24 protein-coding genes are annotated in these 23,814 nt (G+C 66.5%); 17 read left to right on the top strand and 7 right to left on the bottom strand.

Annotated elements, in window-relative coordinates; genetic code table 11:
* The first annotated feature begins 93 nt into the window (after nt 1–93).
* Genes P73_RS02955 through cobO form a run of 3 tightly spaced genes read left to right on the top strand, consistent with a single transcriptional unit; the run spans nt 94 to nt 1,792 of the window.
* Nucleotides 94–456, top strand: coding sequence for a CidA/LrgA family protein (locus tag P73_RS02955; RefSeq protein WP_043868382.1), 363 nt, complete (start codon nt 94–96; stop codon nt 454–456).
* Nucleotides 453–1,169, top strand: a complete 717-nt coding sequence (locus tag P73_RS02950; RefSeq protein ID WP_043868381.1) for an LrgB family protein — start codon at nt 453–455, stop codon at nt 1,167–1,169. The genes P73_RS02955 and P73_RS02950 overlap by 4 nt, the downstream gene beginning before the upstream one ends.
* Before the next feature lie 8 nt (nt 1,170–1,177).
* Nucleotides 1,178–1,792 (top strand): cob(I)yrinic acid a,c-diamide adenosyltransferase, encoded by a 615-nt coding sequence (gene cobO, locus P73_RS02945; RefSeq protein ID WP_043868380.1) that lies wholly within the window; start codon nt 1,178–1,180, stop codon nt 1,790–1,792.
* A gap of 32 nt (nt 1,793–1,824) precedes the next feature.
* Here cobO and P73_RS02940 read toward each other — a convergent pair whose 3' ends face one another.
* Nucleotides 1,825–2,865: an NAD(P)/FAD-dependent oxidoreductase gene (locus P73_RS02940; RefSeq protein WP_043868379.1), complete on the bottom strand. Its 1,041-nt coding sequence runs from the start codon at nt 2,863–2,865 to the stop codon at nt 1,825–1,827.
* Between the two features lie 73 nt (nt 2,866–2,938).
* Between P73_RS02940 and mnmC2 the strand changes: the two genes are divergently transcribed.
* Nucleotides 2,939–3,604, top strand: coding sequence for a tRNA (5-methylaminomethyl-2-thiouridine)(34)-methyltransferase MnmC2 (mnmC2, locus tag P73_RS02935; RefSeq protein ID WP_052453013.1), 666 nt, complete (start codon nt 2,939–2,941; stop codon nt 3,602–3,604).
* Nucleotides 3,601–4,476 carry a DMT family transporter gene (locus P73_RS02930; protein ID WP_043868378.1) on the top strand — a complete coding sequence of 292 codons (876 nt, stop codon included), beginning with the start codon at nt 3,601–3,603 and terminating at the stop codon, nt 4,474–4,476. The genes mnmC2 and P73_RS02930 overlap by 4 nt, the downstream gene beginning before the upstream one ends.
* Before the next feature lie 24 nt (nt 4,477–4,500).
* Here the strand turns inward: P73_RS02930 and P73_RS02925 are convergent, their stop codons facing one another.
* The gene (locus tag P73_RS02925) at nt 4,501–6,345 is read right to left on the bottom strand and encodes a lytic transglycosylase domain-containing protein (RefSeq protein WP_245629228.1); all 1,845 of its coding nucleotides are present in this window, start codon (nt 6,343–6,345) and stop codon (nt 4,501–4,503) included.
* Between the two features lie 263 nt (nt 6,346–6,608).
* On the opposite strand from P73_RS02925, the gene dapA reads away from it, so the two are divergent.
* The 4 genes from dapA (at nt 6,609) to P73_RS02905 (ending at nt 10,297) form a co-directional block, all read left to right on the top strand.
* Nucleotides 6,609–7,481: a 4-hydroxy-tetrahydrodipicolinate synthase gene (gene dapA / locus P73_RS02920; protein WP_043868376.1), complete on the top strand. Its 873-nt coding sequence runs from the start codon at nt 6,609–6,611 to the stop codon at nt 7,479–7,481.
* Nucleotides 7,482–7,647: 166 nt separating this feature from the next.
* Complete coding sequence (gene smpB / locus P73_RS02915) at nt 7,648–8,130, top strand: SsrA-binding protein SmpB (RefSeq protein ID WP_043868375.1); 483 nt, start codon at nt 7,648–7,650, stop codon at nt 8,128–8,130.
* Between the two features lie 95 nt (nt 8,131–8,225).
* The gene (gene sseA / locus P73_RS02910) at nt 8,226–9,113 is read left to right on the top strand and encodes a 3-mercaptopyruvate sulfurtransferase (protein WP_245629227.1); all 888 of its coding nucleotides are present in this window, start codon (nt 8,226–8,228) and stop codon (nt 9,111–9,113) included.
* The gene (locus P73_RS02905; protein WP_043868374.1) at nt 9,113–10,297 is read left to right on the top strand and encodes an amino acid aminotransferase; all 1,185 of its coding nucleotides are present in this window, start codon (nt 9,113–9,115) and stop codon (nt 10,295–10,297) included. Before sseA ends, P73_RS02905 begins: the two co-directional genes overlap by 1 nt.
* A 140-nt stretch (nt 10,298–10,437) precedes the next feature.
* Here P73_RS02905 and P73_RS02900 read toward each other — a convergent pair whose 3' ends face one another.
* The 3 genes from P73_RS02900 to P73_RS02890 form a co-directional block, all read right to left on the bottom strand.
* Complete coding sequence (locus P73_RS02900) at nt 10,438–11,199, bottom strand: lysozyme family protein (RefSeq protein ID WP_052453012.1); 762 nt, start codon at nt 11,197–11,199, stop codon at nt 10,438–10,440.
* A 127-nt stretch (nt 11,200–11,326) separates the two neighbouring features.
* The gene (amt, locus tag P73_RS02895) at nt 11,327–12,661 is read right to left on the bottom strand and encodes an ammonium transporter (RefSeq protein ID WP_043868373.1); all 1,335 of its coding nucleotides are present in this window, start codon (nt 12,659–12,661) and stop codon (nt 11,327–11,329) included.
* A gap of 34 nt (nt 12,662–12,695) precedes the next feature.
* Complete coding sequence (locus P73_RS02890) at nt 12,696–13,034, bottom strand: P-II family nitrogen regulator (RefSeq protein ID WP_043868372.1); 339 nt, start codon at nt 13,032–13,034, stop codon at nt 12,696–12,698.
* A gap of 274 nt (nt 13,035–13,308) precedes the next feature.
* Here P73_RS02890 and P73_RS02885 point away from each other — a divergent pair, with 274 nt between their 5' ends.
* Nucleotides 13,309–15,507 (top strand): transglycosylase domain-containing protein, encoded by a 2,199-nt coding sequence (locus tag P73_RS02885; RefSeq protein WP_043868371.1) that lies wholly within the window; start codon nt 13,309–13,311, stop codon nt 15,505–15,507.
* 87 nt (nt 15,508–15,594) lie between these two features.
* On the opposite strand, the gene P73_RS02880 is transcribed toward P73_RS02885, so the two are convergent.
* Nucleotides 15,595–16,188 (bottom strand): MlaC/ttg2D family ABC transporter substrate-binding protein, encoded by a 594-nt coding sequence (locus P73_RS02880; RefSeq protein ID WP_245629226.1) that lies wholly within the window; start codon nt 16,186–16,188, stop codon nt 15,595–15,597.
* Nucleotides 16,181–16,945 (bottom strand): MlaA family lipoprotein, encoded by a 765-nt coding sequence (locus P73_RS02875; protein WP_052453011.1) that lies wholly within the window; start codon nt 16,943–16,945, stop codon nt 16,181–16,183. The genes P73_RS02880 and P73_RS02875 overlap by 8 nt, the downstream gene beginning before the upstream one ends.
* Before the next feature lie 191 nt (nt 16,946–17,136).
* Here P73_RS02875 and P73_RS02870 point away from each other — a divergent pair, with 191 nt between their 5' ends.
* From P73_RS02870 to P73_RS02840, 7 genes are read left to right on the top strand one after another with little or no spacing between them, the layout of a single operon-like run.
* Complete coding sequence (locus tag P73_RS02870; protein WP_043868369.1) at nt 17,137–18,876, top strand: type I secretion system permease/ATPase; 1,740 nt, start codon at nt 17,137–17,139, stop codon at nt 18,874–18,876.
* Entirely contained in the window at nt 18,873–20,180 is a 1,308-nt protein-coding gene (locus P73_RS02865; protein ID WP_043868368.1) for an HlyD family type I secretion periplasmic adaptor subunit, read from the top strand. The genes P73_RS02870 and P73_RS02865 overlap by 4 nt, the downstream gene beginning before the upstream one ends.
* A gap of 18 nt (nt 20,181–20,198) precedes the next feature.
* A complete protein-coding gene (locus P73_RS02860; protein WP_043868367.1) occupies nt 20,199–20,663 on the top strand; it encodes a RidA family protein in 465 nt (154 codons plus the stop codon).
* A complete protein-coding gene (locus P73_RS02855; RefSeq protein WP_162484067.1) occupies nt 20,660–21,421 on the top strand; it encodes a glycerophosphodiester phosphodiesterase family protein in 762 nt (253 codons plus the stop codon). The genes P73_RS02860 and P73_RS02855 overlap by 4 nt, the downstream gene beginning before the upstream one ends.
* Before the next feature lie 46 nt (nt 21,422–21,467).
* Nucleotides 21,468–22,649, top strand: a complete 1,182-nt coding sequence (locus tag P73_RS02850; protein ID WP_043868365.1) for a GNAT family N-acetyltransferase — start codon at nt 21,468–21,470, stop codon at nt 22,647–22,649.
* Complete coding sequence (locus P73_RS02845; protein ID WP_043868364.1) at nt 22,642–22,944, top strand: 4a-hydroxytetrahydrobiopterin dehydratase; 303 nt, start codon at nt 22,642–22,644, stop codon at nt 22,942–22,944. The genes P73_RS02850 and P73_RS02845 overlap by 8 nt, the downstream gene beginning before the upstream one ends.
* Entirely contained in the window at nt 22,937–23,797 is an 861-nt protein-coding gene (locus P73_RS02840) for a mechanosensitive ion channel family protein (protein ID WP_043868363.1), read from the top strand. Before P73_RS02845 ends, P73_RS02840 begins: the two co-directional genes overlap by 8 nt.
* The last annotated feature ends 17 nt before the right edge of the window (nt 23,798–23,814 follow it).

The raw sequence follows: 23,814 nt of genomic DNA, 5'->3' as shown, positions 1-23,814 counted from the left end.
ATGCCAGACCTGCGGCATACCGTATCGCGCACGGTGCCTTGCAGCCCCCCGCCTGCCCTGCAAAGATGCGGCGGAACGGCGAAAGGACATGCGATGATCCTCCATTTCGGTATCTTCCTGGGCTTCCAGCTTCTGGGCGAGGTGTTGTCCCGCATCACCGGGATCGCGCTTCCCGGCCCGGTGATCGGAATGGGACTGCTCGCCGCGCTCCTTCTCTGGCGGCCGCCGATCGGAACGGCGATCGAGGGCACGGCGACGGGCTTTCTCTCGCACCTCTCGCTGCTCTATGTTCCGGCGGGTGTCGGAATCGTCCAGTATCTCGACCAGCTCTCCGAGATCGGCCTGCCCCTTGCCGCGGCCCTCCTCGGCTCGACCGTGCTGTCTATCGGGGTGGGCGCGCTCACCTTCAAATATGTCAACCGCCTGCGCGGCGTGGCGGACGAGACGCCCGCATGACGGATATCATCGACATCTGGAGCTATCTTTCCGAGGGGCCGCTCCTCTGGCTCACGCTGACGCTTGTCGCCTATCTGATCGGCGACGGCTGTTTCCGACTGGCCGGGCGCAAACCCTATGTGAACCCGGTCCTCATCTCCATGCTGCTGCTTGCCGCGCTGCTCGAGGCCACCGGCACGAGCTACCAGACCTATTTCGAAGGCGCGCAATTCGTCCATTTCATGCTTGGCCCCGCCACCGTCGCGCTTGCCGTGCCGCTCTGGAGCAACTGGCGCAAGGTCCGCGAAAGCGCCCTGCCGCTTCTCGCCGCGCTTTGCGTCGGGTCGGCCATGGCGATGGGATCGGGTGTCGCGATCGGCGCGGCCTTCGGCCTCGACCGTCAGATCCTTCTCTCGCTCGTGCCAAAGGCGGCAACCTCCCCCATCGCCATCGGCGTCTCCGAGACGATCGGAGGGCTACCGACGCTCACTGTCGTCCTCGTGCTCATCACCGGCGTGATCGGCGCGGTGGTGACGACGCCGCTTCTCAACCTGCTGCGCATCCGCGACTATCGCGGCCGCGGCTTCGCCACCGGGGTGGCGGCCCATGGCATCGGCACCGCGCGCGCCTTTCAGGTGCATGGAACCGCCGGCGCCTTCGCAGGCATCGGCATGGTACTGAACGCCGCGCTCACCGCCCTTCTCGCCCCGCTCTTCGTGAAACTCTTTTTCTGAAGGATCCCATGACCACAGAGGACGACAACACCCGCCACGCCGCGAAGATGGGCAAGATCAAGGCCGCGCGCGACAGGATGATGGCGACGAAGACAGCCGAGAAGGGCTTGATCATCGTCCACACCGGCGCGGGCAAGGGCAAGAGCTCGGCGGCGTTCGGCATGATCTTCCGCTGCATCGCCCATGGCATGAGATGCGGCGTCGTGCAGTTCATCAAGGGCGGCATGAGCACGGGCGAACGCGATCTCATCACCGAACGGTTCGGCGACATCTGCGCGTTTCATACGATGGGCGAGGGCTTCACCTGGGAGACGCAGGACAAGACCCGCGACACGCAGTTGGCGAAGGCGGCATGGGAAAAGGCGAAGGAACTGATCCTGGATCCCGAGAACAGGATGGTGCTGCTCGACGAGATCAACATCGCCCTGCGCTACGGCTATCTCGACATCGCGGAGGTGACCGACTTCCTTGCCACCCGCAAACCGCCCCTGACCCATGTGGTGCTCACCGGGCGCAACGCCAAGCCGGAACTGATCGAGATCGCGGATCTCGTGACCGAGATGGAGCTTGTCAAACACCCTTTCCGCGCCGGAGTAAAGGCGCAGAAAGGTGTGGAGTTTTGACATATTAAGCAAAGATCCCGCCGGCGCAGGTGTTACAGAGAGGCCTCGACCCGGAACGCCGCCGGAATCGCGTCGCGCCCCTCGAGCACCAGCTCGACAAGCACCTGCGCCGCGAGCGGCGCCATACCGTAGCCGATCTTGAACCCGCCATTGGCGACGAAATGGCCGGGGCGGCCGGGCCAGGGACCAAGCATCGGTGCGCGGGACCGTGCCCGCGGCCGCACCCCCGCCCAGCGCCGGATCTCGCGTGCCTGCGCAAGCATCGGCACCACGGCCAGCGCGCGGGCGAGAAGCGCGTCGGCCTGAGCGTCGGTGGTGTCTGGCGCATCGAATTCCCGCTCGGAGGTCGAGCCGATGGCGGTGGTTCCGTCGGCATGGGGAATGACATGCAGGCCCTCGCCGTAAATCTGCGGCGCCTCGGGCAACGCGAGATCGAGCAGGATCGCCTGCCCCTTCACCCCGTTGCCGACCTCGCGGCCCAGCGCCGCGCCGAGCGCCGCCAGCCCGCGCCAGCCGGTCGCATGGATCACCGCGCCCTCTTCCGCCCCCTCTGTCGCGATCTCGCCGCCGAGCGCGGTGATCGCCGCGGCAAGCGCCTGACAGGCGCGCCAGGGGTTGAGCCGAGCCGACAACGTGTCGTGGACGAGAAACCCCGTCGGGCTCTGCGGTGCCCAATAGCCAGTCTCCCCCTGCGTCACCACGCGCCAGTCGGCGGCGCCGCGCCAGAACTCCTTCGCCTGCGCCTCCCGCTCGCGCGCGAGGCCGAGCTGACGCGCATCGGCAATGGCCTGAACCCGTCCCGTGCGCCCGTAGCCGGACGACACACCGCCCATCGCCTCGACCTCCGGCCAGAAATCGCGCGACAGCAGGAGGCTCCGGAACTGGAACTCCTTCTTCTCATTCCATCTTTCGGGCGTGTGGGGCGCGAGCGCGCCTACGACCCCGCCCGACGATCCCGCGCCGATCCCGTTTGGATCGAGAAGACGCACCCGCGCGCCGCGTTTCGCCGCCTCGTAAGCGCAGGCGAGGCCGAAGGCGCCCGCCCCGTGGATCGTGATTTCCGCCTTGCCCATTTGCAGTTTTATCCGTTGCACCCGGTTGCGTTGCGGCGCAGTCTCGCGCTCATTGTCCCTCATAGGCCGCAGAATGCACGAAGACCAGACAGCCCGCATCGCATGGCGCGACGGCGCGATCCCGATTTCCACCCGTTTCGACGATCCCTATTTCTCGCTCGCGTCCGGGCTCGAGGAAACGCGGCATGTCTTCCTTGCCGGCAACGATCTGCCGGCGCGGCTGTCGGAGGGGTTTCACGTTGCCGAACTCGGCTTCGGCACCGGGCTCAACCTGCTCGCACTCGCGCTGCTGTGGGAGGGGCCCGGTCCGGTCCGCTTCACGTCCTTCGAGGCTTTCCCCATGCGGAGCGACGACATCCGCGCCGCCCTGACGGCCTTTCCCGAAGTGGCAGCGATCGCCGGGCCTTTCCTCGCCGCCTGGGAAGGCGGTGCGCGGCGGTTTCGTATCCGGGAGGTAGAGGCGGAGGTGATCCCCGGCGATGCGCGCGAGACGCTAGCGGCGTGGGACGGAGAGGCGGACGCATGGTTCCTCGACGGGTTCTCCCCCGCCAAGAACCCCGAACTCTGGGAAGCGGAACTGATGGCGGAGGTCGGCCGCCACACCCGGCCGGGCGGCACATTCGCGACCTATACCGCCGCCGGCCATGTGCGGCAGAAACTGACCGCGGCGGGCTTCGCCGTCGAGCGCGCGCCCGGCTTCGGACGCAAACGCCATATGAGCCGCGGTGTGAAGAAATGAGCCGCAGCAGCCCCTTCTTCGGCACCGCCCTGATGATCGGGGCGACCTTCATCTTCGCGATGCAGGACGGCATCTCGCGCCATCTCGCCGGAACCTACAACGTCTTCATGATCGTGATGATCCGTTACTGGATCTTCGCCGCCTTCGTCATCCTGATGTCGATGCGGCGGAAAGGCGGGCTTGCGCGGGCGATCCGGTCGGAACGCCCCAGGCTCCAGATCTTCCGCGGCGCGCTTCTCGCGCTCGAAGTGCTGCTCATGATCACCGCTTTCGTGCGCATGGGTCTCGTCGATGCGCCCGCGCTCTTCACGATCTACCCGCTTCTCGTCACCGCTCTCTCCGGGCCGATCCTCGGGGAGCGTGTCGGCTGGCGCCGCTGGGCCTCCGTCGCCGTCGGCTTTGCGGGGGTGCTCGTCATCCTCAGGCCGGGCAGCGGCATCTTCACCTTCGATGCGATCTTTCCGCTGACCTCGGCCACCTGTTTTGCGCTCTATGGCCTGCTGAATCGGTATGTGGCACGGTTTGATGGGGCCGAGGTGACGTTCTTTTATACGGGGGTGGCGGGCGCAGTGGTTACGACGCTTGCGGGCGTCTGGTTCTGGGAGCCGATGCTGCCGGGGGACTGGCTGTGGATGCTCCTGCTCTGTGCCACCTCCATCTCCTCGCATTTCCTCCTGATCAAGGCCTATGAGGCGGCAGAAGCCTCGGCAATTCAACCATTTGCCTATCTCCAGCTTCCCTTTTCCGCGGTTCTCGGTGTCCTGATCTTCGGCGACGTGGTCCTGCCCAATGTCGTCCTCGGTGCCGCGATCGTCGTGGGGGCGGGGCTCTTCACGCTCATGCGCGCGCGGCGGGTGGCGTCCCGTCCGTGAGCGTCGGCTTTCCGTCGGACTTCGTCAGCGTTCGGTCAACTCCGCGGTCAGTTGCACCGGACCGGCCGCGCCGTTCAGCCGCGCGCGGTAGACCAGGAGGCTCTCGGCCACGCGCATCACGTAATTCTGGGTCTCGCGGAAGGGAATGTGCTCGATCCAGTCGACGGGATCGACCGTACCGGAACGCGGATCCCCGAACCGCTGCATCCAGTCCCGCGCGCGGGAGGGGCCGGCATTGTAGCCGACGGAAACGAGGATCACGTTCCGCCCGAATTCATCCTCGAGCTGCGCGAGATAGGCCGAGCCGAGCCGCGCGTTCGTCACCGGATCGTCGAGCTGCTTTTCGGAGAACCCCGCCAGGCCGAGCTTTTCGGCCATCGCCTGCCCGGTCCGCGGCATGAGCTGCATCAGCCCGCGGGCGCCGACATGGGAACGGGCGAGCGGGTAGAATTCGCTTTCGCGCCGGGCGATCGACAGGGCGAGCGCGGGCTCGACCGGCAGATCCGCCTTCGCCAGCGCGTGCAGCGGATAATAGGCGCGATTGAGCACGATTCCACGATCCGCGGCGAATTTCGCGACCAGCACCGCGAGGTAGTCGTCGTGGTCGAGCGCGAGATCGCCAAGCTGTCCGAGCTCCTGCGGCGTCAGGCTCTCTCCCAGATGCCGCAGGAAACGCGCGGCCTGGGGCAGGTCGCCGGCCTCCTTGAGCAGGAGCGCGGCCTTGAGCACGCTCGACCCCATGAACCCGGCCTGCTGATAATCCGCGAAGCGCAGCTCCCCGGTGAGCGCCGGATCGAGATCGCGGCCGATCTTTTCGGCCGACAGCAAGCCGTAGAATGCGGTCTGGAACTGCGCGCCGAAGGCATAGGCGGCGGCGGCATCCTCCTTTGCTCCCATCGCCTCGAGCGCCCGGCCCTCCCAATAGCCCGCCCGGCTGAGCGAAATCGGGGTGGTGACGGACATGCGGAACCGGTTGAAATGGTCGAGCGCGAGCGGCGCATCCTCGAGATAGCGCAGCGCGACATAGCCTGCGAGCCATTCGAGATCGGCATAGTGGTCCTCTTCGGGCAGGAGCCCGTGGCGTGCGGCCAGCGAGTAGGCGATCTGCGTCTTGCCGTCCCGCATCATCTGACGCGCGAGCATCCGGCGGCGGTTGCCCCAGGCTTCCGGCTGGCCCAGCGCCTCCCGTCCGGCGGAGCGTTGCAGCATGAGCGTCACCGCATCGTCGTTGCGCCCGCGCCGCACCCGCCATTCGAAACGCGCATGCGCCAGCACCGGATGATCGGCAAGCGACGCGGGCACGGCGGCAATCGCGTCGTCCACGCCGGCGTCGTCACGCACGAGCTTTGCCGTGGCCGTGATCAGCCTGTCCCAGCCGGAGGGCAAATCGGGCAGCATCCGCTCGGCATCGTTGAACCGGTCGCGCCAGAGCAGCATCTCGGCACGCGCGACATGGTGCGGAGCGAGGATGGCGGCGTAGCGGGCGCGCAGGATCGCCTCCTCATCCGCCCCCATCGCAAGCGTGTTCCAGCTCAGCACCGCCTGCGCCTCGGCATCGCCCTTCAGCCCGAGCGCCTCGTAAGCCTCGATCAGCCGGATCGCCCCCTTGCCCGTCTGCGGCGGGAAGGCGGTGAGATAGTCGACGACCGCCTGCGGCTCGGCCGCGTCGGGAATGGCCGCCTCGCCCTTTTCGGCCAGAAGCGGCAGGCCCGGCCAGTCCGCGTTGCGCTTCAGGAAATCGCGATACTCCGCGAAGCTCCCGTGCCCGGCGCGCAGCCGGTTCCATTCGATGATGTCGCGCCCGACCCCCTTCGCCTCGCGCTGTGCCCGGTTCCAGTCGCCTGCCCATTGCGCATCATAGGCACGCAACAACGCCTCCGAATCCTCGGAGGCGTCGGAGGGAGTCGCAAAAAGGCTTGCAAAAACAATCGCGTGAACCGCAATCGCGGCAAGGAGTCGGGACATGTCTGGAACGGTTTTTCGTGGGTCTGCTCGGGCGTTGCGCGCGAGCTTAGCTGTCTCATCCGGCACGGCAACACAGATTCTTGTGAACCGTCGCGAAGGCGGCTAGTTTCCGCCGGACCTCAACAGGGGCGACTCGCGCGCCCCGTCCACCCGAAAAGGAGCGCACGATGTTCAAAGGATCCATTCCTGCACTGGTGACGCCGTTCAAGAACGGCGCGGTGGATGTCGATACGCTCAAACGCCTCGTCGACTGGCATGTCGAACAGGGCTCCGACGGGCTCGTGCCGGTGGGCACGACCGGCGAGAGCCCGACGCTCACCCACGAGGAGCACCGCCGGGTGATCGAGATCGTGGTGGAGACCGCCGCAGGCCGCATTCCGGTGATCGCCGGGGCCGGATCGAACAATACCGTCGAAGGCATCGGCTTCATGGAACATGCCGCGAAAGTCGGTGCCGACGCCGCCCTCGTGGTCACGCCCTATTACAACAAGCCGACGCAGAAGGGCCTGATTGCGCATTTCACCGCGATGCACGACGCGGCCGACCTGCCGATCGTGATCTACAACATCCCCGGCCGTTCGGTGATCGACATGACCCCCGCCACGATGGGCGAGCTTGCGAAGCTGCCGCGCATCGTGGGGGTGAAGGACGCGACCGGAGACCTGTCGCGCGTGGCGAAGACACGCATTGCCTGCGGCACCGGCTTCTGCCAGCTCTCCGGCGAGGATGCGACCGCGCTCGGCTTCAACGCCCATGGTGGCGTCGGCTGCATTTCCGTGACCGCGAATGTCGCGCCGAAGCTCTGTGCGGAGATGCAGGCGGCCACGCGCGCAGGCGACTATGCCAGAGCGCTCGACCTTACGGACAAGCTGATGCCGCTGCATCTCGCGATCTTCCTCGAGCCGGGCGTCTGCGGCGCGAAATACGCGATGTCGCTGCTGGACCTGTGTTCGGAGGAGGTGCGCCTGCCGCTCACCCCCCTCTCGGAGGAGACGAAAGAGGCGATCAGGGCGGCGATGGCCCATGCGGGACTTCTCTGAGCGCCGCGTCTGAGACATCGGGACGGGAGCCTTTCGGGGCTCCGTCCCATCCGCGGCCCGAGACCGCGGCGCCGCCCCTCCCCTGCGGTTTTTTCTCCCCCTGCCGGGTTTGCGCGTGGCACTCCGGTGGACAGAGCCGCCCGCAGGGCTTATCTGACGCTCCATCATGGCCAAGAAAAAGCAAACGCCCGAAGAAAAGAACTACAAGGTGATCGCCGAGAACCGGCGCGCCCGCTATGACTATGCCATCGAGGATGACATAGAATGCGGGGTCGTGCTCACCGGGTCGGAGGTGAAATCGCTGCGCACCGGGCAATCCAACATCGCCGAAAGCTATGCCTCGGTCGAGGATGGCGAGCTGTGGCTGACGAATTCCTACATCGCGCCCTACGAGCAGGCGATGTTCCCCCATGAGGAACGGCGCAAACGCAAGCTTCTCGTGTCGAAACGCGAGCTTGCCCGGCTCTGGCAGGCGACCGGGCGGGAGGGCATGACGCTCGTGCCGCTCGTGATGTATTTCAACCATCGCGGCAAGGTGAAAATCAAGCTCGGCATCGCCAAGGGCAAGAAGAATGTCGACAAGCGGGCCACCGAGGCCAAACGCGACTGGAACCGCCAGAAACAGCGTCTCCTGCGCCAGAACGGCTGACGGCGGAGCGCGCGCACATATGTTGCGCCGCAACGCGCCTGTGCGTATCGCATCGCTTGCACGACTGCGGAGAGATCGCTAAGGCAGGGACCGACATGCCCTCCACGATCCCGGAAAGGCCCGAGCACATGCCCCCAAGCGATCCGAAGACGCTCGTTTCGACCGAGTGGCTCGCCGAGCATCTGAAAGCGCCGGAGTTGCGGCTGATAGACGCGAGCTGGTACATGCCCGCCGAGGCCCGTGACCCACGCGCGGACTACGAGGCCGAACATATTCCGGGCGCGCGGTTCGTGGACATCGACGAAGTCGCGGACCTGCGTTCGGAGCTTCCGCACATGCTGCCGCCGGTGGAGAAATTCATGTCGCGCATGCGTGCGCTCGGCATCGGCGATGGGCATCAGGTGGTGGTCTATGACACTGCGGGGATCTTTTCGGCGCCGCGCGTGTGGTGGATGTTCCGGTATTTCGGGCAGGAGAACGTGGCCGTGCTCGATGGCGGGCTGCCGAAATGGAAGGCGGAGGGACGGCCGGTCACCGCCGAGCCGCCGGTGATCCGCGACCGCCACATGGTCACGTCGATCCGCGGCGATCTGGTGCGCGACGTGACCCAGGTCGCGGCGGCCTCGAAACTCGGGGATCAGACGATCGTCGACGCGCGCGCCGCCGGGCGGTTCCGGGGCGAGGAGCCGGAGCCCCGTCCCGGCCTGCGATCCGGCCATATCCCGAATTCCCGCAACGTGCCCTCCGCCGCGGTGCTCAACCCCGATGGCACGATGAAATCCGACGGCGAGCTGCGCGCGATCTTCGAGGCGGCGGGCGTGGATCTGACGAAACCGGCGATCACCACCTGTGGCTCGGGTGTGAGCGCCGCAATCCTGAGCCTCGCGCTCACCCGTCTCGGCGTGCCTGTCTCGCTCTATGACGGATCCTGGGCGGAATGGGGCATGTATGGCGATCTCAAGGTCGCAACTGGAGAAGCGTGATGCTGAGCACTCTCAAACCGCAACCTGCGGACAAGATCCTCGAACTGATGCAGCTTTACCGCGAAGACCCGCGCGAGACGAAGATCGATCTCGGCGTCGGCGTCTACAAGGATTCCGATGGCCACACGCCGATCATGCGCGCGGTGAAGGCGGCGGAGAAAAGGCTCTGGGAAGAGGAAACGACGAAGAGCTATACCGCGCTTTCGGGCGATCCGGCCTTTGGCGCGGCGATGAAATCGCTCGTGCTCGCCGACAGCGTCGATCACTCCCGCGTCGCCGCGATCGCCACCCCCGGCGGCACCGGCGCGATCCGCCAGGCTTTCGAGCTCGCGAAGCTGATGAACCCCGACGTCACCGTCTGGACCTCCGATCCGACCTGGCCGAACCACCTCTCGATCCTGAAATTCATGGGGCTCGAGAACCGCGAGTACGCCTATTTCGACAGCGAGACCTGCACGGTCGATTTCGACGCGATGATGGAGAGCCTGAAAGAGGTGAATTCCGGCGATCTCGTGCTGCTGCACGGCTGCTGCCACAACCCGACTGGCGCCAACCTGACGCTCGAACAGTTCGGCGAAGTCGCGGAGCTGATCGCGGACAAGGGCGCTCTCGCGCTCGTGGACCTCGCCTATCAGGGGTTCGGTGACGGGCTCGAGGAGGATGCGGCGGCGACGCGGCTGCTGGCAGAGAAACTGCCGGAAATGCTGGTCGCGGCCTCCTGTTCGAAGAATTTCGGCATCTATCGCGAGCGCACCGGCTGCCTCATGGCCGTCTGCGAGGCGCCGCTACAGGCGCCGGTCGCGCAGGGCACGCTCAACTACCTCAACCGCCAGAACTATTCCTTCCCGCCCGATCACGGGGCGCGGCTGGTGACGATGATCCTCACCGATCCGGCGCTGAAGGCCGACTGGATGGCGGAGCTCGAAGAGGTCCGGACAGGCATGCTCGGCCTGCGCCGCCAGCTTGCCGACGAGTTGAAGCGGCTGACGAATTCCGACCGCTTCGACTTCATCGCGGAGCATCGCGGCATGTTCTCCCGCATCGGCGCGACGCCGGAGGAGGTGCTGAAGATCCGCGAGGAGTTCGGCATCTACATGGTGGGCGATTCCCGTATGAACATCGCTGGGCTGAACGCGCGCACCGTGCCGCTCCTGGCGGAGGCGATCGCGAAGACCTGCCGGTAAGGGTCTTCTGCAGATCTTCGGGAAAGGCGCGCTTCGGCGCGCTTTTTTCATGTCCGGCCGGACAGGCGCCGGCGTGCGCGACAGCCGTCCCCGTACCGCGCGCCCTTCCGCCGGCGGGCTCAGACCGGAACCGCGACGGATCAGCCCGGAAAGATCCGAGCCATCTCGCGCTCGAATTCGGCCCAGCTTATCGTCGCCCTGTTCCCCGCATAGCCGTGGTAATGCGAGCGCCCCGAGGAGGTGGGCAGTCCCGCCCATATCTCCGCGAGATTGTTCATGAACTGGCGGCGCGAGATCATGCCCTGCCCCACCTCGAAAATTCCGGCCTCCGCAAGCAGGAGATCGGAAAGCCGGTCCTGGACGGCGGGAGAGAAGATGACCTCCGGCCCGAGGTCGAGCTCGGTCACAAGACGGGCCAGCGTGGCCGGAATGAACTGATACCGCCCGATGGCATGCGGCTGTCCCGGCGTGTCGCGGATCCAGTCGAAGATCTCCCCGAGAGTCATCCGGGTCGGGCGTTTCGGCGGCGGACGCTTCGCCCCGTGCTGCACCGCGTCGTAACCGTCACGACGCGACTCCGCGCGTCCGATGATCTGGCGAAGCTTCTCCACATGGGCGGGGGCGAGACCGCCGTCGCGCAGGCGGTGCCCCCGCGCGGAGGCAGGCACGCGGGGCGGTGCAGGTGCAAACAGGCCGCCTTCCGCACGGCCGGAGAACAGGCTTGGCCCGACCGGGGTGATCGGACGCGTCGCGACCTCGATCAGCGGCAGGCCGGCCCCCGTCACGAGCGGCATCGTCGCGCCGGGCAGGAGCGCCTCGGCGGTGGCGGGGCGCGGCGCGGTCACGCAGAGGATGACGGCGCAGATCAGGCAAAGAAAGGCAAAACGGCTCTTGCAGGTCATCCAGGGCTCACCGGGTCGGGGACGAGTCACGGTCAGGATGGGGGCAAGCAGGTTTAGAAAGGGTTTCCGCCATGAAAAAAGTCCGGGCGCGCCTGCGCCCGGACCCGTTCTTCGGAGAGGAAGGGGCTCAGCCCTTGTAGAATTCCGGATAGGCTTCCATGCCGAGCTCCGCCTTGTCGAGACCGGTGATCTCCGCCTCTTCGGAGACGCGGATGCCGCCGAGGATCTTCAGGATCGTCCAGAGCACCAGCGACACGATGAAGGTGAAGGCGCCGATGGAGACGATGCCGACCAGCTGCGTGCCGAAGGAGGTGCCGTCATTGGTCAGCGGAACCGCAATGGTGCCCCAGATGCCGCAGATCAGGTGGACCGGGATCGCACCGACGACATCGTCGATCTTGACCTTGTCGAGCATCGGCACCGCGAAGACCACGATCACGCCGCCGATGCCGCCGATGATCAGCGCCATGAAGAGGGAGGGCGCGAGCGGTTCGGCGGTGATGGAGACGAGGCCGGCGAGGGCGCCGTTGAGCACCATGGTGAGGTCGATCTTGCCGTAGATGAGTTGCGTCAGGATGAGCGCGGCGACGGACCCGGCAGCGGCGGCCATGTTGGTGTTCACGAAGATGCGGCCCACGTCGGTGATGTCGCCCACGGTGCCGGCGGCAAGCTGCGAACCGCCGTTGAACCCGAACCAGCCGAGCCAGAGGATGAACGTGCCAAGCGTGGCCAGCGCGAGGTTGGAACCGGGGAAGGCGGTGACTTTGCCGTCCTTGTATTTCCCGATGCGCGGGCCGAGGATGATGGCCCCGGCGAGTGCCGCCCAGCCGCCTGCGGAGTGCACGATGGTGGAGCCGGCGAAGTCGGAGAAGCCCATTTCGGACAGGAAGCCGCCGCCCCACTGCCAGGAGGCCTCGATCGGATAGATCACGCCGGTCAGCACGATGACGAAGACGAAGAACGGCCAGATCTTGATGCGCTCGGCGAGCGTGCCGGACACGATGGAGGCCGTGGTGGCGCAGAACATCAACTGGAAGAAGAAGTCGGAGGCGACGGAGGCATAGCCGAGATCGGCATCCGCCGCGGCAAGGCCCACGGGCTCCATGGACGCGGTCCCGATCGACCCGATGATGCCGGGAATGATCCAGGCGTCGCCCGGATACATCAGCGCATAGCCGATGAACCAGTACATGATCGCGGCCAGCGAGAAGAGCACGATGTTCTTCAGGAGCTGGGTCGTCGCGTTCTTCGAGCGCACGAGGCCGGCCTCGAGCATGGCGAAGCCCGCCGCCATCCACATCACGAGGAAGCCGCCGATGAGGAAGAGCAGCGTGGTCATGATATAGGGGCCGAACTCGTCGAAGCCCGGAGCCGGAGCCGCCGCCTCGGCGTCCTGCGCGAAGGCCACGAGCGGCATCGCGGAAGCGAGCGCCACAGCCGGAATGAGTTTGGTGAGTTTCATCTCTATAGTCCCTTTCGTCTCGGGTCTCGCGCGATTAGATCGCGTCGTCGTTGGTCTCGCCGGTACGGACGCGCACGGCGCCTTCCACGTCGAGGACAAAGATTTTGCCATCACCGATCTTGTCGGTCTTGGCGGTGGAGGCGATCGTCTCGACCACCTGATCGGCCATGGCATCGGCCACGACGATCTCGAGCTTTACCTTGGGAACGAAGTTCACGGCGTATTCGGCGCCGCGATAGATCTCGGTGTGGCCGGACTGCGAACCGAAACCCTTGATTTCGGTCACCATCATGCCCCGAACGCCGATACCGGTCAGCGCCTCGCGCACCTCTTCAAGCTTGAACGGCTTGATTGCAGCAATAATGAGTTTCACGTTTTTCCCCTTCCGTTTGAGCGGACGGCGGCCCCTGGAATGCGAGGCACCGCGGGAACAGCAAGAGGGCGTTCCAAGGGCTTGCACAAGAAAACCGAGGCGCAGGGTTCGGGCGTTTTGCAGCCTTTTTGGGCAAGTATTTCACAATTTGTGCACGCTGCCATTTAATTGGGCAGTAAATAAAGGCGTGATCGCGACTCGTTTCCCCTCAACATTTGCCGTGCCCGCGGCTAAGGTCTCGCCCAAAGAAAACGGCAAAGATCGAGCAAAGGCCATGACCGGACCCAATCGGGGCAAGCCCAGACTTGTCGCGGATCGCCGCTATCCTGCAAAGGCGAAGGCGCAGGCGAAGAAGGCTCCCCCCCGCAAGTCGCCCGCAAGGCGCACCAAAAAGTCGCGTCCGCCGCGGCGGCCGGGATCGTCGAATCCCCTCGTCCGGCTGTTCCGCTGGATCCTGCGGCTTTTCTGGCTCGTCGTCTCACGCACCGCCCTCGCGCTGGCGGTGGTGATCGGGATCGCGGTCTTCTACATCTACACGACGCTGCCGCCTTACGAGGGGCTGCTCGACGGACGATCGCGGGGTTCGGTGACCTTCCTCGACCGCGACGGCTCGGTCTTTGCCTGGCGCGGGGAACAGTTCGGCGGGCAGATCACAGCGGACACGGTCTCGCCCAACCTGCGCAACGCGATCATCGCCACCGAGGACCGCAGGTTCTACCGCCATTTCGGCGTGTCCCCGCGCGGCATCGCCTCCGCCATCCGGATCAACCTTTCGGAGGGACGCAGTGCGCTCTCCGGCCACGGCGGTTCCACGCTCACGCAGCAGACGGCGAAACTCCTCTGCCTCGGCGTGGCCTACGATCCGAAGACCTGGAAGACGCAGTCGGAATACGAGGCGGACTGCCGGGAGAGCACGATCGCGCGAAAGGCGAAGGAAGCGATCTACGCGATGGCCATGGAGGCGCGCTATTCCAAGGATGAAATCCTGTCGATCTACATGAATCGCGCCTATCTCGGCGAGGGTGCGAACGGGTTCGAGGCGGCCGCGCAACGCTATTTCGGCAAATCCGCGGCGGAGGTGAACATTCCCGAGGCGGCGATGCTCGCCGGCCTGCTGACCGCGCCGTCGCGCTATGCTCCCACGAACAACCTGCAACGCTCGCAGGAACGCGCGAATGTCGTGCTCATGCTGATGAACCAGCAGGGATATATCACCGATGAGGAGCGCGCCGATGCCCGCGCCCATCCGGCCGAGTTGTCCGACAGCGCCGCGCAGGAGGCAGGCGGCTATTTCGCGGACTGGGTCATGGGCTCCGGCCCCGACTTCCTGACCCGCAACACCACCGAGGACGTGATCATCGAAACGACTTTCGACCCGCGGATCCAGAAGGCCGCCGAGGACGCGCTCGTCTGGATCTTCGACAATAAGGTGAAGGAAGGGTCCAAAGCCCAGGCGGCGATCATCGTCATGTCGGCGGACGGCGCGGTGCGCGGCATGGTCGGTGGGCGCAAGCTCAAGGTCTCGGGCGCCTTCAACCGCGCGACCCAGGCGAAGCGCCAGCCGGGTTCGGCCTTCAAGCCCTTCGTCTATGCCACCGCGCTCGACATGGGCATTCCCTACGATTCGGTGATCGAGGACGAGCCGATCACCTTCAACATCCCCGGCTCCGGCCCCTATTCCCCGCAGAACTACGACCGCAAGTTTCACGGCATGGTCACGCTGACGGACGCGCTGCGCCACAGCTACAACATTCCGGCGGTGAAGCTTGCGCAGATGGTCGATGTGGAGAACGTGCGTACCGTGGCGCAGCAGTTCGGCATCGAGAGCGATCTTGCACAGGGGCTCGCCCTCGCCCTCGGCGTGTCGGAGACGACGTTGCTCGAACTGACAGGCGCCTATGCGGGCATCCTGAACGGCGGCACCTCGGTGACGCCCTACGGGCTCAAGTCCCTGCGGCTGAAAGGCGACCAGACGCCGCTGATGGGACAGGAGGGCGGTCTCGGCGAGCGGGTGATCTCCCCGGACGCCGCACAGGCGCTCATCTACATGATGAATCAGGTGGTCGAGCGTGGCACCGGCACCCGTGCAAAGATCCCCGGCGTCGAAGTGGCCGGCAAGACCGGCACGACCCAGGCGGCGCGGGACGCATGGTTCATGGGCTTCACCGCCGATTACGTCGCCGGCGTCTGGATCGGCTATGACGACAACACGCCCCTGAGCGGCGTCACCGGCGGCGGCCTTCCGGCCGAGATCTGGCAAAAGGCGATGGAAGCCGTGCAGGAGGGCATCGAGCCGCATCCCCTGCCGATGATCCGCCCCGCGACCCCGCCGCAGGTCGGCGGCCAGGTCTATAGCGCCGGCGCGGCGCCCGGCAGCGGCGGCCAGCCCGCTCCGGCCCCGGCACCGGGCAACGATCGCGCGGAAAACGTGCTGAGCGACATCCTCGGCGCGATCTTCGGCAGCGGCAACTGACGGACGCCGGGCCCGCTCCCGGCCCCGGAAAACGAAAGGCGCGCCACAAGGCGCGCCTTTGTCGTTTCTCGACGGAGAACGCGCGGCTCAGGCGAGCTGGCGCGTCAGCGCGTCGATACTGCCTCCGGCGCGGTCGAGCATCGCCCCGACCTCCGCCCGTTCCGATTTCAACAGGGAGATGCCCTCGATCGACAGGTCGATGAACTTCCCGCTGCGATCCGAAACGATGAAGGACACGCCGAAGGGTGCCTCCCCGCGCAGGATCGCGGTGCAGCGCACGTCGTAGATCGAATTCACCTTCTGCGTCGAATTCACCTGAATCTTTCCGCCGATGAACTCGCGGAACCGCGCCCCGTACTTGCGCGCAATATACCGCTGGAACGCCCCGGTGAAGGCCGAGAGCTGCGCGGAGGAGGCGCTGCGGGCTGGCGGACCGAGGACGGAACGGGCGATGTTGGGCATGTCGGCATAGCGCACGAGCACACGCTCGAAATCGCCATACATCGCGGCCTCCGACTTGCCGGAATTGATGATCGACGTGATCTGCGCGACGACCTCGCCGATCAGGGCCTCCGCCTGGCCGGAGGAGAAGGCGTGCGCCCCGCGCGGCAGGAGCGCCGTCGCCGCGAGCGCAGCGACGGAGGTGAGCATGTGGCGGCGCGTGAATCCGGTATCACTCATAGAAATCCTCATATATGTCATAGCTTCCGCCTCCTTCCGTCTCGCCAGTGGCCGCCGAACCGATGGGCGTGCCGAGTTCGTAACGCCGCTGATCGAGATAGGTGAGGCGCATCTGTGCGTAACTGTCGGCACTTTCATATATGATGGACTCATAAATGTCGGAATAACGATAGCGTGTATCCGCCAGTTCCGCGACCGTCAGCCCCGTCTTCGCCTTGCGTTCGTTGCTGCCCAGCAGGCTGCCGACCGGATCGAGCGCGACGTCCACCGCGAGCCCCAGCGCATCGCGTTCGGTCGAGGGGCCATAGACCGGCAGCACCACATAGGCGCCTTCGGTCACGCCCCAGCGATGCAGCGTCTCCCCGAAATCCGCATCGCGCGCCTCGAGCCCCATCTCCGTCGCCGGATCAAACAGCCCGGCCAGTCCGATGGTCGCGTTCACCGCGAAGCGCGCGGTATTGTGCACCGCGTCCCCGAGCTCGAACTGGAGCAGGTCGTTGACCACCGCGCCGGGGATCGACAGCGTGTCCGAGACATTCGAGAGCCCCCTGCGCAGCGGGTCGGGCACCGCGGTGCCATAGGCGTTGGAGACCGGCCGGATCACCGCCCGGTCGAGCGCGACGTTCCTGTCGTGCCAGGCCCGGTTCGTTTCCTCATAGGGATCGTTGATGCCGCGCCCCTCGTCAGGGGAGGCGCAGGCGGTGAGCAGGATCGTTCCGGCGAAAGGCAGGATGCGGAGGAAATTCGGTATGGTCATCACGGGATCAATCTGACAGCGGCGGTTACGGGACATTAATGTTCGTCACATATGCGTTTTGGAGCGAAAGCCCAGTCTCTACACCCACCGTGATACCGCGCTGTGACAAAGATTCAACAGATGCCCCTGGAACCAGCCGCCGGCGCAGCCGGATCGGCGGCTTGTCGCGGACATGAAACGGGAGCCTCCCGATGACGCAGGACGAGATCCGTCTCGGTCGCGAGGAACTGGCGGAGATGCGCCGCCGCTCCGCGCTCCTGCTCTGCGTCGTGGGGCTCTTTTCCCTCTGTCTCAACCTGCTGATGCTTACGGGGCCGCTCTTCATGCTCCAGGTCTACGACCGGGTGCTTGCCTCCGCATCGGTGGAGACGCTCGCGGCGCTCTTCGCCATCGTGTGTTTCCTCTACCTGATGACGGGGCTCCTGGATGCGGTGCGCGCGCGGCTGCTGTCGCGCGTCGCCGCGCGATTCCAGGCGGGTCTCGACGAGCGGGTGTTCCATGCCGCCATCGCCGAGGCCGCGGGACGGCCGCGCAGGACGGGACAGGCAGGCGCGCTCGAGGATCTCGCCACGCTGCGGCGATTCTTCGGCTCACCGGCCCTGTCCTCGCTTTTCGACCTGCCGTTCACGCCGGTCTTTCTCGCGGGCATCGCGCTGTTTCATCCCGGTCTCGGCCTTCTCGCCCTCGCTGGCGGCGCGACCCTCGCCGGGCTCGCCCTCCTCCACCGCGCGGCCGCACGGACGGCGCAATCCCGCGCGATCCGCGCAGAGGCGGAGGCTGTTCATCTCGCCACCCGGCTCACCGCCACGGCGGAGGCGCTCAGGGCGCTCGGAATGGAACAGGCGGCGCACCGGCGCTGGCTCGGGACGCGGTCGGAGGCGCTGCGCCGCGCGGTGGAAAGCGACGAGATCACCCGCTCCTACTCCGCCGCCTCGCGCACGCTGCGCCTCTTCCTGCAATCCGCGATGCTCGGCCTCGGCGCCTGGCTCGTCCTCGGAAACGCCGTCACGCCGGGGGCGATGATCGCGGGATCCATCCTGCTCGGACGCGCGCTTCAGCCTGTCGACACGCTCATCGGCCAGTGGCAGCTCGTGCAGGGCGCGCACCGTGCCTGGACGGATCTCGCGGAACTTCTGGGCACCCATCGTCCCGTCGAACCCCGCCTGGACCTGCCGCGGCCCAAAGCTGCGCTCGACGTGAGCCACCTGACCGTCGTGCCGCCGGGCCAGTCCGTGCCCGCGCTGCGCCTGGTGTCCTTTGCCGTCGAGCCGGGCGAGGCCGTCGGGGTGATCGGGCCCTCGGGCGCGGGGAAATCGACCCTTGCCCGCGCACTGACGAACAGCTGGACCCCGAGCGGCGGCAGCATCCGGCTCGACGGTGCGACGCTCGACCAATATGCGCCGGAACACCTCGGCCGGCATATCGGCTACCTGCCGCAGCAGGTTCAGCTCTTTGACGCCACGATCGCGGAAAACATCGCGCGGCTCGCCCTCTCCCCGGATCCGGCGGCGGTGGTCGCGGCCGCGCGGAAGGCGGATGCCCACCACCTGATCCTGTCCCTGCCGGAAGGGTATGACACGCATGTCTCCTCCACCGGCGGGCTGCTTTCCGGCGGTCAGCTTCAGCGCATCGGCCTTGCGCGGGCTTTCTACGGCGCGCCCGTGCTGGTGATCCTCGACGAGCCGAATTCCAACCTCGACAACGACGGCTCGCATGCGCTCAACGCGGCGATCCGGCGGCACAAGCAGGAGGGAGGGGCGGTGCTCATCATGGCCCACCGTCCCTCCGCCATCAAGGAATGCGAAAAGCTCCTCGTCCTGGAGGGCGGCGCGCGCCGCGCCTTCGGGCCGCGGGACGCGGTACTCGAGGAGATGGTGACGAATTCGCGCGAGATCCTGCGCCGGAACGTGGCGCCGGGAGGGGTGCGATGAGCGGGTCCGATGCGTCCTGGCCCGTGCGCGGCGCGGTCGCCTTCGGCCTTGCCTGCGTCGCGCTCCTGCTCGGCGGCTTCGGAACATGGACCGTGCTCGCGCGCATCGACGGTGCCGTCATCGCGCCGGGGCGGGTGCAGGTCGAACAGAACCGCCAGGTCGTCGCCCATCGCGACGGCGGCGAGGTCACCGCGGTTCACGTCGCCGAAGGCGACACGGTCGCGGCCGGTGCCCTCCTGCTCGAACTGTCCCCCGCCGAGCACCTGACGGAACTCGCCCTCGCGGAAAACCGGCTCCACGAGCTTCTCGCCCGCGCCGCGCGGCTCGAGGCCGAGCGCGACGGGCGGGCGCAGATCGACTTCGGCAAGGACCTGCGCGCGCGCATGGCGACCGACGCCCAGGTCGCGCGCAGCCTGGCCGGACAGCAGGACCTCTTCGCCGCCCGGCGCGCCACCGCGCGCGCCGAGATCGAACAGCTCGAAAAACAGCGCCACCAGATCGAACTCCGCATCGATGGGCTCGCCGCGCAGAAATCCGCGCTCGGCACGCAGGCGCGCCTGATCTCCGCGGATCTCGAAGACCAGGCCGCGCTGCTCGCCCGCGGGCTGACACAGCAGAGCCGCGTCACGGCCCTGCGCCGAGACGCGGTGCAGCTCGCTGCCGAACTCGGCCGGATCGAGACCACGGAGGCGCAGGCGCAGGTGCAAATTTCCGAGATCGAGCTGGAAATCCTGAAGGCCGGCACCGACCGGCGCGAGGCCGCGATCGCAGAGCTGCGCGACGTCCAGGCGGAGGCGAGCCGCCTGCGGGAGCAGATCGCGGGGCTCAGGCTGCGGCTCGACCGGCTCGACCTGCGCGCACCGGTGTCGGGCATCGTCTACGGGCTTCAGGTCTTCGGTCCGGGGGCCGTCGTGCCCGCCGCCGCGCCGGTGCTTTCCATCGTGCCGCAGGACCGCCCGCTGATCGTCACCGCCCGCATCAACCCGACCGAAGTCGACCGCGTCTATCCCGGACAGCCGGTGCGCCTGCGGTTCCCGACCTTCGCGCGGCGCAGCACACCGGAACTCGCTGGGACCGTCACCCGCATCTCTCCGGACGCGTTTCTGGACGAGTCGAGCGGCGCGAGCTATTACCGTGCCGACATCCGGATTCCGGAAAGCGAACGCGCCCGCCTGCCCGAAGGCACGTTTCTCATTCCCGGACTGCCCGTCGAGGCGTATATGTCCACGGGCGAACGTGCGCCGATCGCCTATCTGACGAAGCCGCTCACCGACCATTTCACCCGCGCCTTCCGCGAGGACTGATCACAGAAAGGAACCTGCATGCCCCTCGACCTGTCCGCCAAGCTTTCCGAACTCGGCCTGACCCTGCCCGAAGCGCCCGCCCCGGCCGCCAATTACGTGCCCTATGTCGTTTCCGGCCGCCAGCTCTTTGTCTCCGGCCAGATCTCGGCCGGCCCCGACGGGCTGATCACCGGGAAGCTCGGCGCGAACATGACGACCGAGGAGGGCGCAGATGCCGCGAAGCGCTGTGCACTCGCGCTTCTCGCCCAGGCCAATGCCGCGGTGGAGGGCGATTTTTCCCGGATCGCCCGTCTCGTGAAGCTCGTCGGCTTCGTCAATTCCACCCCCGATTTCACCGAACAACCGAAGGTCGTCAACGGCGCCTCCGACGTAATGGTCGCCGTGATGGGCGACGCCGGGCGGCATGCCCGCTCCGCCGTGTCCGCGGCAAGCCTTCCGCTCGGCGTCGCGGTCGAGATCGAAGCGATCTTCGAACTCGCCTGATGCCCGCGCTGCCGGAGCCGTTCCTCGCCCGCCCCATCGCCCATCGCGCGCTGCACGATGGCAACGTCACCCGCGCGGAGAACAACCTGCGCGCCATCGACGCCGCGATCGCGGGTCGCTACGGGATCGAGATCGACCTGCAACTCTCGCAGGACGGCGTGGCGATGGTGTTTCACGACTACGCGCTCGACCGGCTGACCGACGCGCGCGGCCCGATCGCCCAGCGCGACGCCGCGGCGCTCGGCGCGCTCAGGTTCGGAACGGGGGAGGTTGGCATTCCGACCCTCTCCGAAGTGCTGGCACGGGTGGACGGGCGTGCCCCGCTGTTGATCGAGTTGAAGGACCAGGATGGCGCGATGGGGCCGAAGATCGGCGCGCTCGAGGCGGCGACGGCGCGGGCGCTTGACGGATACGGGGGGCCTGTGGCGCTGATGTCGTTCAACCCGCATTCCGTCGTGCGGCTCGCCGACCTCTGTCCGGGGATCCCGCGAGGGCTCACCACGGGCGGGTGGGCGGACGAGGACGACTGGCCCGTGCCCGCCGCCCGGCGTGCCGAACTCCGCGAGATCCCGGATTACGCGCGCACCGGCGCCGCGTTCATCTCCCATCAATGGACCGATCTCGGCCGCCCGCGGGTCGGGGAGCTGAAGGCGCAGGGTGCCCATATCCTGTGCTGGACCGTGCGCTCGCCGGAGGCGGAACGAACGGCGCGCGCGGTGGCGGACAATATCACCTTCGAAGGCTACAGGCCGGCTTGACCCGCGCCGGCGACGGCCCAGATGTACCCTGTTTGGAGCGGGCAGCGTGACGGAACAGATCGACATCGACGTCATCCCGGAGATCTCGGAGGTGCAGGCCTCCGACTGGGATGCCTGTGCCGCCCCCGGCGCGGGCCGCCCCGAGGATCCCTTCGTCACCCACCGCTTTCTCCACGCGCTCGAGGCCTCGGGATCGGTCGGGCGCGGCACAGGATGGCTGCCCCGCCACCTGGTCGCGCGCCGGAACGGCGAGGTCATCGCGGTGGCCCCGACCTATGTCAAGACGCACAGTCAGGGCGAATATGTCTTCGATCACGCCTGGGCCCATGCCTACGAACGCGCCGGCGGCCGCTATTACCCGAAGCTCCAGATCGCGGTTCCCTTCACCCCGGTGACCGGCCGTCGGCTGCTCACCCGGCCCGGTTTCGAGGCGACCGGCCAGGCTGCCCTGACGGAGGGCGCCGTGCGGCTCGCCGACCAGAACGGCCTGTCCTCGCTCCACATCACCTTCTGTACCGGCGCCGAGGCCGAAGCGGGGGAGGAGATGGGGCTCATGCACCGGACCGGCCAGCAGTTCCACTGGGACAATCGCGGCTATGCGACCTTCGCGGAATTCCTCGCCGACCTGTCCTCGCGCAAGCGCAAGAACATCCGCAAGGAACGCGCGCAGGCGCAGGGATTCGGCGGCGAGATCGTGCAATTGACGGGCGACGACATCCGCCCCGAACATTGGGATGCGTTCTGGGAGTTCTATCAGGACACGGGCGCACGAAAATGGGGAACCCCCTATCTCACACGGGCGTTCTTCGATCATGTCCACGACCGGCTGCGTGACGACGTGCTGCTCGTGCTGGCCATCGCACAGGACGGGCGGCCCATCGCGGGTGCGCTCAACTTCATCGGATCGCAGCGTCTTTTCGGGCGCTACTGGGGCTGCACCCGGTATCACCCGAGCCTGCATTTCGAACTGTGCTACTACCAGGCCATCGACTACGCGATCGCCCAGGGGGTCGCGCGGGTCGAGGCAGGCGCGCAGGGCGAACACAAGCTCGCCCGCGGATACCTGCCCAACACGACCCATTCTCTGCACTGGGTCTCCGACCCCGGCTTCGCCCATGCGATTTCCGAATTCCTCGTCGCGGAGCGGGCGGCGGTGGACGAGGAGGCGGAGATCCTCACCTCTTACGGCCCATTCAAGACCACGCAAGGAGACGCAGACCATGACTGAGATCCTGAGCCGCGCCGAGCGCGACGAGGCCCTGAAACAGATGACGCAATCCGGCTGGGGAGAGGCCCGCGACGGCGAAGCCATCGCCAAGACCTTCCGTTTCGCCGATTTCAAGGATGCCTTCGCCTTCATGTCCAAGGTCGCGCTCTGCGCCGAGGAAATGAACCACCACCCGGAATGGACGAATGTTTACAACCGGGTGGAGGTTGTGCTTTCCACCCATGACGCCGGCGGGGTCACCGCCGAGGACATCAAACTCGCACAATTCATGGATGAGGCCGCCACGGATGCTTGAAGACCTGCTGAACTACGAAGTCTACAACGGAAACAGGGTGGGAGATTACCTGTCCCTCGAATTCCTGCTGGCGATCGGCGGCTCCATCGTCGGCGCGTTTCTCCTTCTCCTGATCGGCTTCTTCCTCGCGGGCTTCTTCGGTCGCCGCATCAAGGGGATCAGCAAGAAATACCACCGTCTCGACGACACGCTCTTCAACTTCCTCTCCAATGTCGTCCGCTACGCCGTCATCGCCTTCACCATCCTGATCGTGCTGAACACCTTCGGCATCCAGACGACCTCCATCGTCGCGGTCATCGGTGCCGCCGGTCTCGCCATCGGCCTCGCGTTGCAGGGTACGCTGTCGAATGTCGCGGCGGGGGTGATGATCATCTTCTTCCGTCCCTTCAAGAACGGCGATTTCGTCGAGGTTGCGGGAAAGATGGGCACGGTGAAGGATATTTCGCTCAATTTCACCGAACTGGCCGACCTGTCGAACGTGCAGGTGATCGTGCCGAATTCGGAGGTCTGGGGGAATATCATCACCAACTATTCCACCAACCAGACGCGGCGGGCCGAATGGACCTTCGGCGTGGGATACGACGCCAATCTCAAGACCGCCGAGGAGGTCATCCGCACCACGATCATGTCCGATCCGCGCTCGATGGCCGAGCCGGAACCCTTCATCCAGGTCAACAACCTGGGAGATTACTCCGTGGATTTCCTCGTCCGGGTCTGGGTGCCGGCCTCGGATTTCTTCCAGTACCAGGCCGACATGAAGCGCAAGGTCAAGGAGGCGCTCGATGCCGCCGGGGTCGATATTCCCTTCCCCACGCGCACGCTGTTCACCGCCGGCAGCGACGCCGCGGAATGAACGGAACACGCCCGGCC

The organism is Celeribacter indicus (genome assembly GCF_000819565.1).
GTDB lineage: Bacteria > Pseudomonadota > Alphaproteobacteria > Rhodobacterales > Rhodobacteraceae > Celeribacter > Celeribacter indicus.
The sequence above is the reverse complement of the archived record's forward strand: the minus strand, read 5'-3'. Positions and strand labels throughout refer to the sequence as shown.

Coding starts and splice junctions, on each gene's coding strand:
- P73_RS02955 (WP_043868382.1), top strand. CDS start 94: ATGATCCTCCATTTCGGTATCTTCCTGGGCTTCCAGCTTCTGGGCGAG.
- P73_RS02950 (WP_043868381.1), top strand. CDS start 453: ATGACGGATATCATCGACATCTGGAGCTATCTTTCCGAGGGGCCGCTC.
- cobO (WP_043868380.1), top strand. CDS start 1,178: ATGACCACAGAGGACGACAACACCCGCCACGCCGCGAAGATGGGCAAG.
- P73_RS02940 (WP_043868379.1), bottom strand. CDS start 2,865: ATGGGCAAGGCGGAAATCACGATCCACGGGGCGGGCGCCTTCGGCCTC.
- mnmC2 (WP_052453013.1), top strand. CDS start 2,939: ATGCACGAAGACCAGACAGCCCGCATCGCATGGCGCGACGGCGCGATC.
- P73_RS02930 (WP_043868378.1), top strand. CDS start 3,601: ATGAGCCGCAGCAGCCCCTTCTTCGGCACCGCCCTGATGATCGGGGCG.
- dapA (WP_043868376.1), top strand. CDS start 6,609: ATGTTCAAAGGATCCATTCCTGCACTGGTGACGCCGTTCAAGAACGGC.
- smpB (WP_043868375.1), top strand. CDS start 7,648: ATGGCCAAGAAAAAGCAAACGCCCGAAGAAAAGAACTACAAGGTGATC.
- sseA (WP_245629227.1), top strand. CDS start 8,226: ATGCCCTCCACGATCCCGGAAAGGCCCGAGCACATGCCCCCAAGCGAT.
- P73_RS02905 (WP_043868374.1), top strand. CDS start 9,113: ATGCTGAGCACTCTCAAACCGCAACCTGCGGACAAGATCCTCGAACTG.
- P73_RS02900 (WP_052453012.1), bottom strand. CDS start 11,199: ATGACCTGCAAGAGCCGTTTTGCCTTTCTTTGCCTGATCTGCGCCGTC.
- amt (WP_043868373.1), bottom strand. CDS start 12,661: ATGAAACTCACCAAACTCATTCCGGCTGTGGCGCTCGCTTCCGCGATG.
- P73_RS02885 (WP_043868371.1), top strand. CDS start 13,309: ATGACCGGACCCAATCGGGGCAAGCCCAGACTTGTCGCGGATCGCCGC.
- P73_RS02880 (WP_245629226.1), bottom strand. CDS start 16,188: ATGAGTGATACCGGATTCACGCGCCGCCACATGCTCACCTCCGTCGCT.
- P73_RS02875 (WP_052453011.1), bottom strand. CDS start 16,945: ATGACCATACCGAATTTCCTCCGCATCCTGCCTTTCGCCGGAACGATC.
- P73_RS02870 (WP_043868369.1), top strand. CDS start 17,137: ATGACGCAGGACGAGATCCGTCTCGGTCGCGAGGAACTGGCGGAGATG.
- P73_RS02865 (WP_043868368.1), top strand. CDS start 18,873: ATGAGCGGGTCCGATGCGTCCTGGCCCGTGCGCGGCGCGGTCGCCTTC.
- P73_RS02860 (WP_043868367.1), top strand. CDS start 20,199: ATGCCCCTCGACCTGTCCGCCAAGCTTTCCGAACTCGGCCTGACCCTG.
- P73_RS02845 (WP_043868364.1), top strand. CDS start 22,642: ATGACTGAGATCCTGAGCCGCGCCGAGCGCGACGAGGCCCTGAAACAG.
- P73_RS02840 (WP_043868363.1), top strand. CDS start 22,937: ATGCTTGAAGACCTGCTGAACTACGAAGTCTACAACGGAAACAGGGTG.